Origin of the sequence: Tenacibaculum sp. Ill (assembly GCF_051938915.1) — a bacterium.
Classification (GTDB): domain Bacteria; phylum Bacteroidota; class Bacteroidia; order Flavobacteriales; family Flavobacteriaceae; genus Polaribacter; species Polaribacter larymnensis.
This window is the reverse complement of record NZ_JBPSCW010000002.1, coordinates 1,268,711-1,280,898: the sequence shown is the minus strand read 5'-3', so window position 1 is coordinate 1,280,898 and position 12,188 is coordinate 1,268,711. Positions and strand designations below refer to the sequence as shown.

At 33.3% G+C, this 12,188-nt stretch carries 8 protein-coding genes; 5 read left to right on the top strand and 3 right to left on the bottom strand.

The genetic code is table 11. The features are described 5' to 3' along the window. Position 1: 1 nt before the first annotated feature. Positions 2-478, bottom strand: coding sequence for a 30S ribosomal protein S7 (gene rpsG, locus ACTPNM_RS06070; protein WP_028890723.1), 477 nt, complete (start codon positions 476-478; stop codon positions 2-4). A gap of 32 nt (positions 479-510) precedes the next feature. Then, on the bottom strand, positions 511-891 hold the full coding sequence (rpsL, locus tag ACTPNM_RS06065) for a 30S ribosomal protein S12 (RefSeq protein WP_028890722.1): 381 nt from the start codon (positions 889-891) through the stop codon (positions 511-513). 340 nt (positions 892-1,231) lie between these two features. Between rpsL and ACTPNM_RS06060 the strand changes: the two genes are divergently transcribed. The 5 genes from ACTPNM_RS06060 to rlmB all read left to right on the top strand — a co-directional run bounded on the left by ACTPNM_RS06060 (position 1,232) and on the right by rlmB (position 11,384). Next, positions 1,232-4,459 (top strand): SusC/RagA family TonB-linked outer membrane protein, encoded by a 3,228-nt coding sequence (locus ACTPNM_RS06060; protein WP_440121019.1) that lies wholly within the window; start codon positions 1,232-1,234, stop codon positions 4,457-4,459. A gap of 13 nt (positions 4,460-4,472) precedes the next feature. Beyond that, on the top strand, positions 4,473-5,978 hold the full coding sequence (locus tag ACTPNM_RS06055) for a SusD/RagB family nutrient-binding outer membrane lipoprotein (protein ID WP_440121018.1): 1,506 nt from the start codon (positions 4,473-4,475) through the stop codon (positions 5,976-5,978). A 133-nt stretch (positions 5,979-6,111) separates the two neighbouring features. Next, on the top strand, positions 6,112-9,201 hold the full coding sequence (locus ACTPNM_RS06050) for a SusC/RagA family TonB-linked outer membrane protein (protein WP_440121017.1): 3,090 nt from the start codon (positions 6,112-6,114) through the stop codon (positions 9,199-9,201). A gap of 4 nt (positions 9,202-9,205) precedes the next feature. Then, positions 9,206-10,573: a RagB/SusD family nutrient uptake outer membrane protein gene (locus ACTPNM_RS06045; RefSeq protein WP_440121016.1), complete on the top strand. Its 1,368-nt coding sequence runs from the start codon at positions 9,206-9,208 to the stop codon at positions 10,571-10,573. Positions 10,574-10,646: 73 nt separating this feature from the next. Next, positions 10,647-11,384: a 23S rRNA (guanosine(2251)-2'-O)-methyltransferase RlmB gene (rlmB, locus tag ACTPNM_RS06040; RefSeq protein WP_440121015.1), complete on the top strand. Its 738-nt coding sequence runs from the start codon at positions 10,647-10,649 to the stop codon at positions 11,382-11,384. A gap of 31 nt (positions 11,385-11,415) precedes the next feature. Here the strand turns inward: rlmB and ACTPNM_RS06035 are convergent, their stop codons facing one another. Beyond that, on the bottom strand, positions 11,416-12,177 hold the full coding sequence (locus ACTPNM_RS06035) for a rhomboid family intramembrane serine protease (RefSeq protein ID WP_440121014.1): 762 nt from the start codon (positions 12,175-12,177) through the stop codon (positions 11,416-11,418). Between the last annotated feature and the right edge of the window lie 11 nt (positions 12,178-12,188).

Here is a 12,188-nt window from a genome sequence, read left to right as displayed (position 1 = left end):
ATTAAAATCTAAAGTGTGAGAATGCTTTGTTTGCTTCAGCCATCTTATGAGTATCAACTCTTTTCTTAACAGCAGCACCTTCTTCTTTAGCAGCAGCTAAAATCTCAGCAGCTAAACGTTGTGCCATTGTTTTTTCATTACGCTTACGCGCATAAGAGATCATCCATTTAATCGCCATAGAAACCTTACGGTCTGGACGAATTTGCATTGGAATTTGGAAAGTTGCTCCACCAACACGGCGAGAACGAACTTCTACGTGAGGCATCACGTTAGATAAACCATCTTTCCACACTTCTAAAGCCGACTTTTCTTCGTCAGTTTTCTTTTCATTTACGATATCCATTGCATCGTAAAACACTTTGAACGCTACAGATTTCTTACCGTCCCACATTAAGTTATTCACAAAACGTGTAACTAATTGATCATTGAATCTAGGATCCGGTAACAAAACTCTTTTTTTAGCTCTTCTTTTCCTCATGTCTTTACATTAAAAAAGTTACTAATTAATTTTTACTTTTTGTCTTTTGGGCGTTTTGCACCATACTTAGATCTACGTTGGGTTCTACCCTCAACTCCTGCAGTATCTAATGCTCCACGTACCACGTGATATTTAACACCTGGTAAATCTTTTACCCTTCCGCCTCTAACTAATACTATCGAGTGCTCTTGCAAGTTATGTCCCTCACCTGGAATATACGCGTTGATTTCGTTACCATTTGTTAAACGAACCCTTGCTACCTTACGCATTGCTGAGTTAGGTTTCTTAGGTGTAGTGGTATACACACGCGTACAAACTCCACGTCTTTGTGGACATGCTTGTAAAGCAGCCGATTTACTCTTCTTAGTTATTTTGGCTCTTCCTTTACGAACTAATTGTTGAATAGTTGGCATACTAAATTATTACTTGTTTTTAATTTGTACTTAAATTACTCTAATTTTAAGAGTGTGCAAATGTACGACATTTTTCTATTTATTCAAATATCAAGGAGTTATTTTTAACAACACTTAAAAAAAACTAACCAAAACAACCCCACCCCCTTAATTTAATCATCAGTCTACATTAAATAAAAACATCTTTAAACAAAAAAAACTAAACAATTATCAAAAAACCAACAACAAAAACACACTTTACACTAAAACCAACTCTATTTTTTAGAATTATTTAACAAATACCTTGTTTTTTTAAGTTTTATTTATGATTTTTGGCTCAATTAATTCAAATAATTACATAATGAAAACAAAGTTTAATGGAATATTAACGCTACTCTTAGCGTTAATTGTGCAAGTATCCTTTGCGCAAGAAAAAATGGTTTCAGGTACTGTTTCCGACGAAACAGGTCCACTACCTGGAGTTAATGTATTAATAAAAGGAACTACTTCTGGAGTGGAAACAGATTTTGACGGTAAATTTTCTATTAAAACAAAAACTGGAGACATTCTTGTTTTTAGTTTTGTTGGTATGAAAACTACTGAAAGAACAGTTACAAGCTCTGACACAATTAATATAACAATGACTACCGATAATGTACTTGACGAAGTTGTTGTTACCGCGCTTGGTCAATCGAGAAGCGAAAGAGCTCTAGCTTTTGCTGCACCAAAAGTAAAAGCTGCTGAATTAAATGCTGCTCAAAATGACAATGCCATAAGCGCTTTGTCTGGAAAAGTAGCTGGTTTAAAAATTAATTCTCCTTCTGGTAACATCGGTGGTTCTCAAAGAATCTTAATTAGAGGATCAAATTCTGTTACTGGTGAAAACCAACCTTTATTCGTTATTGATGGAATCCCAATGGATAACTCAAATTTTAACAGTTCTAACGCTCAAAGAGGTGCTGGTGGTGTTGACTTTGGTAGTACTATTAATGATATTGACCCTAGTAATATAGAAACTGTTACCGTTTTAAAAGGAGCAGCAGCAGCTCTTTATGGGTCTAGAGCTTCTAACGGTGTTGTTTTAATCACAACTAAGACTGGTAAAAATTCAAAAAAACTAGGAGTAAGCGTTAGCTCTTCGATTACTTTTTCCGAAGTAGCAATCTTACCTAACCTTCAAAGAGAGTATGGTGGAGGATCTATAATCCCTGATTTTGATGATGATGGAAACAGAATAGGTCGCAATGGTTTTGCTATACAAAACATTGGTGGAACTGAATACATGCTAGTTCAGTACAATACTGACGAGAGCTGGGGACCTAAATACAATCCAAACTTAAAAGTATTACACTGGGATGCTTTTGATCAAGCCAGTTTCCCTAATGACTATTTAAAACCAAGAGCCTGGGTAGCTCCTGAAAATGATGTAGATTCATTTTTTAAAACTGGTATATCTACAAATAACACCTTAACATTAACTTCTGCAAGCGACAAAGGAAATGTTCTTTTTTCTGCTGGTATTCAAGAAAATAGTGGTATAGTACCAAACACAGAGGTTAATCGTCATTTTGCAAAGTTTAGCATCAATCAAAAACTATCTGATGATTTAACTGCTGTTAGTAGTATAAATTATGTTCAAACATCTGGTTCTAGACCTGTTATTGGCTATGACGACAATAGTGTTACCCAAAAGTTTTTTCAATGGGGACAAAGACAATTAGACTATAAAAGGTTACAGAAGTATAAAAATGATGACGGAACCCAAAGAACTTGGAATAGAAATTCATGGGACAATCCTAAACCTAAATATTCTGACAATCCTTACTGGACTATAAACGAAAATTTACCTACAGATAAAAGAACTCGTGTATATGGAAATGCTAGTTTAAACTATCAAATAACAGATGATTTAAACATTAAAGGTAGCATATATGCTGACACATATAATTTTAGAAACACAGAGCAAAAAGCTATAGGTTCTCAAGCTCAGTCTGAATTCTTAGAAAGAGCATACAACTTCAAAGAGTACAACTACGAATTTACAGCTAATTATAAGAAAGATTTTTCAGACAACTTTAAGCTATCTGCTTTGTTTGGGGCTAACAAAAGAAACCACACCTTAAATTATCGCTTCAACCAAACTACTGGTGGCTTATCAGTACCTAACATTTATAATATTAATAATGGTAAAGGGCCTTTAGAAAAAAATGTTGATAACATAGACAAAGTAGTAAATAGTTTATTTGGAAGTGTTAGCTTATCTTTTGCTAATCAATTATTCATTGATTTAACGGGTAGAAACGACTGGTCTTCTACTTTGCCTGAAGACAAAAACTCATACTTCTACCCTTCTGCTTCTGTTGCATGGGTATTCAACGATGTTTTATTCCCTGAATCAAACTGGTTCAACTATGGTAAACTAAGATTTGGTTGGGCGCAAGTAGGTAATGACACTGATCCATACAGAGTTATCAGCACCTTAACCTTAGACACCCCTTTTAAAAGTGATGGTAGAGTTACAGTTCCTTCAAGTCTTTTAAATTCTGACTTAATTAACGAAACAACAACCACATGGGAGGTTGGAACTGAATTAAACTTTTTAAACAGGAGAGTAAACTTAGATGTTACGTATTACAACAATGAAACAACAGATCAAATCATACCTGTAGATCTTTCTTATGGTACAGGTTATGGTTCTCAATGGATTAACGCTGGTAAAATGACAAACAAAGGGGTTGAGATTCAACTAGGTTTGAAGCCAATAGTTAATGAAAACTTTACTTGGAACATTGATGTAAATTTCGCTAAAAATGAAAATGAATTGGTTGAATTAAAAGAAGGTTTGAGTTCTGTTCTTTTAACAAATGCTCCTTTCCAAGCTCAGTTAGCCGCTACAGTAGGTAAAGCTTATGGTTCAATTATGGGTACTGACTTTATTTATGATGATCAAGGAAATAAGGTAATTACTAGTGATGGTACATATGCAGCGACTAATGATTTAGTTGCTTTAGGTTCTGCTAACCCTGACTTCAGCGCTGGGTTAAGAAATAGCTTTAAATATAAAAACTTTGATTTAGGTATATTACTAGAAATGAGTAAAGGAGGAAAATACTTTTCTACTTCACATATGTGGGGTATGTACTCTGGTATGCTACAAGAAACAGTTGATAATAACATAAGAGAAGATGGTATTGTATTACCTGGAGTAACTGGTACTGTAACTTATAATGACGATGGAAGCTATACTGTTACTAATACCGCTCCTAACACAACTAGAATATCTGGTCAAACTTATGGTACTTCACACTACGGTGGTTTTGGAACTCCTGATGCCCAAAATGTGTTTGATGCTGACTTTTATAAAATAAGAGAAGTATCTCTAGGCTATACTTTTAAAGGAGAATTTTTGAAAGTTTTTGATAAAGCTAGAGTTAGTTTATTCGGTAGAAATCTATATACTTGGGGACTTGATTACGATGGAATTGACCCAGAAACAGTATCAACAGGTTCAGGGAATATTCAAGGTCTAGAAGGAGGATTACAACCTTCTGTTAGATCTTTTGGTATGAACTTAAACTTATCTTTCTAAAACTAATAATAAGATGAAAAAAATAAAATATATATTCGCTTCACTTTTGCTAAGTTCTTTTTTAGCATGTGATACAGATTACATTAATGATCCTGACAATCCTGAAATAGCTCCTTCTACTCAACTAGTAACAAGTGCTCAGTTTAATTTAGCCTATGAACTAAATGACCAATGGACTGGTGGAAGAGGTATGTTAGGGTTTGCTCAATATTGGGCTGGTGAATTTTACACTGACGAAAACAGATATGCTTTAAGGATTTCTCAAATAGATGATCTATGGCAGGAACCTTATTTAATTTTAACTGACTTAAAAAAAGTTATCGAATTAAATGAAGACCCTCAAACTGCTGTTTTAATGTCTGCTTATGGCGATAACAATAATCAAATACAGGCCTCAAGAATAATGATGGCATTCACTTTCTCTAAACTAGTTGACACTTTTGGGAATGTACCTTACTGGAGTTATGGACAAAAGGATAATACTGCTTTTGAAGCTTTACGCCTAGAAGAAGGAATAAATAGTCCAGCATATACTGATGCTGAAACTATCTATGAAGACTTATTAACTGAATTATTAGATGCTGCAAATAAAATGGACTCTTCTAAAACTGTATTTAATTCAGGAGATAACATTTATGGTGGAGAACCTACTTTATGGGTTAAGTTTGCTCATTCTATAAGATTAAGATTAGCTAACCACATTTACAATTACAATAATGCTTTAGCTATGACGGTATTTAACGAATCTAACTCCAAAGCTTTTAATTCTAATGCAGACAATGCCACTTTTAAATATGGTACTGATGACATAACTGGTGGACCTTGGCATAATGCATTTACAGTTGAATCTCGAAGAGATTTTGCTCCTGCATTATCTTTTACGGATTTATTATACAACCGTGTTGGGCCATTCTCTGCAATTACTGAAGAAGATCCTAGAGTTACTAAATATTTTGATACACGATTAGGCACAACTGAAATTGTTGGTATTCCTTATGGTTTTGGTAATGCCGTTGCCCGTGCTGTTGAAAATGAAAGTATCCCAAGCTCTGAAATAATCAAACCAGACTACAACCAGATTCTATTATCTTATGCTGAAATGGAATTTATAAGGTCTGAATTCAAGGGCTGGGATCAAACAAATTATGAAAACGGAGTAAAAGCTTCAATGGAGTCTTGGGGAGTTCCTTTATCAGATGCTGACAACTATGTAGCAATGTTACCTGTTGCTAATGAAGAAAACGTCTTAACTCAAAAATATATTGCTCTATATATGGACGGGTTGGAAGCTTGGACTGAATATAGAAGAACTGGGTACCCTAATACTTTATCTGTACCTGGAGACACTTTTGGATCTGCTACTTTCACTACTTTAGTTCCAGGGTTAAACACTATACCTAATAGAGTAAGTTACCCACAGAAAGAACAATTACTAAATCGATCTAATTGGGATGCTGCTAGACAGGGCTTCTCTGATGGTGACACCATGATATCAAAGTTGTTTTGGGATGTAAATTAATATTTACACATAACTGAACATAAACTGTAACTTTAAAAGTGTCTTGATATCAAGGCACTTTTTTATGTTAAAAAATTGTTTATTTAAGATATATTTATGATTTTAGCAGCTAATTAATTCAAATAATTACATAATGAGAACAAAGTTTAATGGAATTTTAACGCTATTCCTAGCGTTAATTGTGCAAATATCCTTTGCACAAGAAAGAACAATTTCAGGTACTGTTTCAGATGAGACGGGTCCTCTACCTGGAGTTACAATTTTAAAAAAGGGTACTACTCAGGGGACTGAAACAGATTTTGATGGAAATTACTCTATTCAAGCAAAAACAGGAGATGTTTTAGTTTTTAGTTTTGTAGGTATGCAAACTATTGAAAAAACTGTTGGCAACTCAAATCAAATAAACGCACTTTTAAAAGGTGATAATTTACTTGAAGAAGTAGTTGTACTAGGGTATGGTAGCAAAAGTAAAAGCGAGTTGACGGGATCTACAGTACAAATCAACTCAGATGAAATATCTCAAGTCCCTGTTGCGTCAGTTGACCAAGTACTTCAAGGAAAAGTAGCTGGTTTAGCTATTTCAGGTACTTCTGGTACCCCTGGTTCTACTCAAGATATCAGAATTAGAGGTATTAGTTCAATTACTGCTGGCAACCAACCTTTATATGTTGTTGATGGAGTACCTTTAACTAACACTGATCTTGCTGCATCAACGGCTACCTCTACTTTCTCTACACTTTCTAGTATAAACAGTAATGATATTCAAAGTATTACTGTTTTGAAAGACGCTTCTGCTACTGCAGCTTATGGTGCAAGAGGTGCTAACGGTGTAATAGTTATTACAACTAAAAAAGGTAAAAGTGGAAAAACCTCTTTTAACTTTAACACTTCTGTTGGTTTTTCAAATGACGCAGTCGAAGGTCCTGTTATGCTTACCGCAGCTGAAAGAGAGATGCTTTACTATGAGTCTCTTTACAATACTTATGGTGCAGATTATGGGTTTAGTAAAGATGAGGCTAAGGATTTTTATCAGTCTAACCCTGGTGCTTTTGGTACTGAATATACTGACTGGAACAATGCTGGTAGACAAGTTTATAATTGGGCTGATGCTATTAAAAATAAAGATGCTGTAACAAAAGAATATAACTTATCTGCTACTGGAGGTGATGATGTTTCTAGGTTTTATGCTTCTTTAGGTTTATACCAATCTGAAGCTACAGTAATTGGATCTGATTTTGAGAGATTATCTGCTTCTTTTAAATATGATAGAGATTTAACCAGTAAACTTAAATTAAGTACTAATAATAGTTTTTCTAATACTATTCAAGATGGATTATTAGAACAAAGTGCGTATTTCTCTTCTCCTAGGACCGCTAAATATTTTATGAGTCCTTTAGTTAATCCTTATAACGCTGACGGTTCAATAAATACTCAAGATATTTTAAGCTATACTAATGTTAGAAACCCTTTATGGATTGCTGAAAATGATATTAATGAAACTAAATTAGCAAGGTTTATATCTAACAATTCATTGACATGGGAAACTCCTATTGAAAACTTGTCTTTTACTACAAGAATCAATGTTGATTATCAAGTTTTTGATTATAAAGAATATCAAAACAGAGTTCACGGTGATGGTATGGACGTTAATGGTAGCGGAACTAGAACTAACAGAACTATTACAAATACAGTATATCAAAATTCTTTAGATTATAATTTCATATTAGGAGGATCTCATAAATTTGATGTTAAGTTATTGCAAGAATATCAAGAAAACAAACGTAACTATTTATATGCATATGCAGAAAATTTTGGTGCTGACGGCTTAACTAATATTAATTCTGCTTCAAGTAATAAAGATGCTGATGCTCAATTTACTGATTGGAGTGTTGCTTCTTATCTAGCTATGCTTAATTACTCTTATGATAATAGATATATAACTAACCTTACATTTAGAAGAGAAGGAAATTCTAGATTTCCTAGAAAAGGTAGATGGGGTAACTTTTGGTCTGCTGGTGTAGCTTGGAATATTCATAATGAAGCTTTTGCTGCAGACAGTAATGTTATAAATAATCTTAAAGTCCGTGCATCATACGGGGTTTCTGGTAATGCTAATATTGGATTAAATACATTTCAATCAAAGTTAAGTTTTGATGGAGGTTATGCCGATCAGCCTGCTCCTTATGTAAGCACATTAGGTAACCCTGATTTATCTTGGGAAACAGCAAGTACTTTTGACACAGGTATTGACTTTGGTTTGTTCCAAAACAGATTATCTGGTAGTGTATCATATTACAAACGAAATACTGAAGATTTATTACTAGATGTTCCTCTTTCTATAACTACTGGTATTGTTGATGCTAATGGCGATGTTGTTCAAACTAGAAACATTGGTAAAATGGAAAACTCTGGTTTAGAATTTGAATTAAACTATGAAATCATACGTTCTGATAATTTTAACTTTAGTATCGGTGGTAATTTAGCTACTGTTGATAACGAAGTATTAGAGATGGCTGTAGATGGAAATGGAGAAGAAATTAATATTGTTACAGGTACTAGAAGAGTTCAATCAGGCCATACAGTATACGAGTGGTATATGCGTAAATTTGCTGGTGTTGACCCTGCTACTGGTGAAGATACATTTTACGTAAACGGAAAGGATGGTGCTACAACTATGAATATTTCTGAAGCAGAAAGAGCTTTTCAGGGTACTTCAGCTTTACCTACATTAACGGCTGGTATGAATATTCATTTAGATTATAAAGGATTCTTCTTAGATGCTAATGCTTATTATGCTGGAGGTCATCAAGTGTTTGAAGATTGGACTAGATATACAAATGGTAATGACAGGTATGGATTAGATTTATTTAATGCAATAAACACTGTTCTTGACAGATGGCAAGAGCCTGGGGATATTACAAGAGTTTCAAAGGTTATTTATGGAACTAAAAGTTGGCCACAACAACAGCACACAAAATATTTGTATGATGGAGATTATATAAGACTTAAAAATGTAACTTTTGGCTATGATTTCGCTCCTCAAATATTAGATAATGTTGGTTTTTTAGATGGTGCTAGAGTATTTTTAAGAGGTACTAATTTATATACATGGGTTAAAGATAAAAACTTAAAGTATGACCCTGAAGTTCAAGCTAATGGTTTTACAAGTTTAACAACTCCTCCAGTTAAAACTATATCTGTTGGATTTAATTTTAAATTTTAATATTATGAAAAATTTGAATAAAATACTATATACATTTTCCTTTGTTTTTTTAGTGTTTCTTTCTTCATGTGGAACTGAAGATTTAGACCCAACACTAGCTCAGGATAAAGATCTTACCGGAAATATAAACACTGTTAATGACCTACAAGGTATTATGTTTGGTGCATATGATCAAATGACTCAGTCTAATTATTATGGTAGAGATTTTATAATTAATAACGAAGTAAGAACAGATAATACATTTGCAAATGGTAATTCTGGTCGTTTCTTAACTCAAGGAGCTTTTGGTTACCTCCCTTCTACTTCTGATGGTGTATGGACACCAGCTTATGCTGTAATAGCCTCTGCCAACATAGTTATTGGCAAAGATATTACTTCTTTATCTGGTGATAAGGACTTTGCTAAACATTTACAAGGAGAAGCTTATGCTATTAGAGCTTTAGCTCATTTTGACTTATTACGTAATTATGGTCAACAGCATACGGGAGGTACTCTAGGTGTACCTTACATTAAAGAGTTCTCAAGTGAAGCTACTTCCCCTTCTAGAAATACTATTGAAGAGGTTAAATCTTTCATTATTGAAGATTTACAAACTGCTTTTAGCATGATGCAAAATAATTATTTTGACTCATCAAAACAAACTGTATCTAAATTTACAGCTAAAGCTTTAGAATCTAAGGTTGCTATATATTTTGGTATGTGGGAAGAAGCTAAAGCTGCAGCAAAAGCGGTTATAGATTCAGGTGTTTACTCTATAATTCCCGCTTCTAATTATGTAGCTTCTTTTGCTTCAGACGGGTCTCAAAACTCCATCTTTGAGCTTGCTTTTAGTAATGTAGATAATCTTGCAGGTAATAGTTTAGGTTTTATGTATAAAGGTGATACTTATGGAGATATACAAGTTTTACCTGAAGTAGAAAATATTTACACAGCAGGTGATGTTAGAGCTGATATTTTAGGTTATGAAGGATCTAAACTAAGAAACCTAGGTAAATATCCTGAATTAAATGGTTATGATAATGTTGCCATAATTCGTTTTGAAGAAGTTATTTTAAATTACGCCGAAGCTTTATTTGAAACAGGTGGTGATGCCTTAACTGAATTAAATAAAATAACTTCAAATAGAAATGCTGATCCTTATACTACAGTGACTAAGGAAGATATTTTAAATGAAAGAAGGAAAGAGTTAATCTTTGAAGGTTTCAGATATGATGACTTATTAAGAACAGGGAAAGGGATAGAAAAGGTTTCTATTTTACAAAATATTGAAGCTACAATACCTTATGGAGATCATAAACTGGCAATGCCAATTCCTATTGATGAAATGGATGCCAATTCTAACATGGTTCAAAATACCGGTTATAATCAATAAGGTTTTCTTATGATTTAAACCACCTCGAAATGAGGTGGTTTTTTTATACCATAAAATCAACTACATTTGCAGCATGGAACAAAACACAAACATTTTTGGTATTAGAGCCATTATTGAAGCTATAGAAAGTGGAGCTTCTATTAATAAAGTATACCTTCAGAAAGGCTTAAGAGGAGACTTATTTTTTCAATTAGATAAGCTCTTGAAAAAAAATAAAATTTCAACTAGTGTAGTTCCTACAGAGAAATTAGACCGTTTATCTAAACATAATAACCATCAAGGTGCTGTTGCTAAGATTTCTCCTATTGACTTTTATGATTTAGAAAGCTTAATTGAAGAAACATTAGAATCAGACAAAACTCCCCTGTTCTTATTATTAGATCAAGTTTCAGATGTAAGAAACTTTGGAGCTATTATAAGAACTGCAGAATGTACGGGTGTTAATGGAATTATTATTCAAAAGAGTGGTAGTGCTCCTGTAAATGCTGAAACTATCAAAACCTCAGCTGGGGCTGCTTTTAAAGTACCTATTTGTAAAGTAGATCATATAAAAGACGCTATTTTTCAACTAAAAGCTGCTGACATTAAATTAGCTGCTGCTACTGAAAAAACTGAAGATTCAGTTTTTGATGTTGATTTTAACCAACCTATTGCAATTGTTATGGGGTCAGAACACAAAGGAGTAAGTAACTCTGTTTTAAAAATGATGGACTATAAAGCTAAATTGCCATTACTAGGAGAAATAGAATCTCTTAATGTATCGGTTGCATGTGGCGCATTTTTATACGAAGCCGTAAGACAACGTTTATAATATTTTAAATCCTGCTCAATGCAGGATTTTTTTATTCCTCTTCTTTATTATAGATGTAACGGTAATTTATTTCCTTCAATTCTACTTCTTCTTCAATAATTGGCGGAACATAGTTACCATCATCATCAAACATATCATCAAATTCTGTTTTGGAGAATTCAAATCTTTCCTTAACTATTCCTTTATTTCTATATAACAAAGCTAATACTACTCCTGTGATTAATCCTGATAAATGACCTTCCCAAGACATACCCTCTTTAATAGGTAACACATACCAAACCATACTTCCATATAGAAAAATAGTAATAAATGAGACAGCTACTAATCTATAATTCTTTTTTATTATCCCACTAAAAAGCACAAAACTAAAAAGTAAATACACAATTCCGCTAGCTCCAATATGGTACGACTCTCTTGCAATTATCCAAGTTAATAATCCAGTTATAACTCCTCCATACACCAAAACTTTTACTGCTACTTTTCTATAAAAATAAAAAAGACATGCTGAAAGCACAAATAACGGAACAGAGTTATTAAAAAGATGATTAGTATCACTATGAATAAGAGGAGAGCAGAAAACGCCCTTTAAGCCACTAAAATTTCTTGGAAACACTCCAAACTTGTTAAAATTCCATCCAAATTTTATTTCTAACCAGTATACAAACCATATGGTAAATACAAATAAAAGTGGAATTGTAAAGATTGTCGGAGAAAATTTTAGTTGTTGTTCAGTTTTCATAATGCTAAAAATAACAAAAATAAATCCAAAGTAGTATTTATGAACTTCTGTCATAAATCTTTGCT

Coding starts and splice junctions, on each gene's coding strand:
- ACTPNM_RS06060 (WP_440121019.1), top strand. CDS start 1,232: ATGAAAACAAAGTTTAATGGAATATTAACGCTACTCTTAGCGTTAATT.
- ACTPNM_RS06055 (WP_440121018.1), top strand. CDS start 4,473: ATGAAAAAAATAAAATATATATTCGCTTCACTTTTGCTAAGTTCTTTT.
- ACTPNM_RS06045 (WP_440121016.1), top strand. CDS start 9,206: ATGAAAAATTTGAATAAAATACTATATACATTTTCCTTTGTTTTTTTA.
- rpsG (WP_028890723.1), bottom strand. CDS start 478: ATGAGGAAAAGAAGAGCTAAAAAAAGAGTTTTGTTACCGGATCCTAGA.
- ACTPNM_RS06050 (WP_440121017.1), top strand. CDS start 6,112: ATGAGAACAAAGTTTAATGGAATTTTAACGCTATTCCTAGCGTTAATT.
- ACTPNM_RS06035 (WP_440121014.1), bottom strand. CDS start 12,177: ATGACAGAAGTTCATAAATACTACTTTGGATTTATTTTTGTTATTTTT.
- rlmB (WP_440121015.1), top strand. CDS start 10,647: ATGGAACAAAACACAAACATTTTTGGTATTAGAGCCATTATTGAAGCT.
- rpsL (WP_028890722.1), bottom strand. CDS start 891: ATGCCAACTATTCAACAATTAGTTCGTAAAGGAAGAGCCAAAATAACT.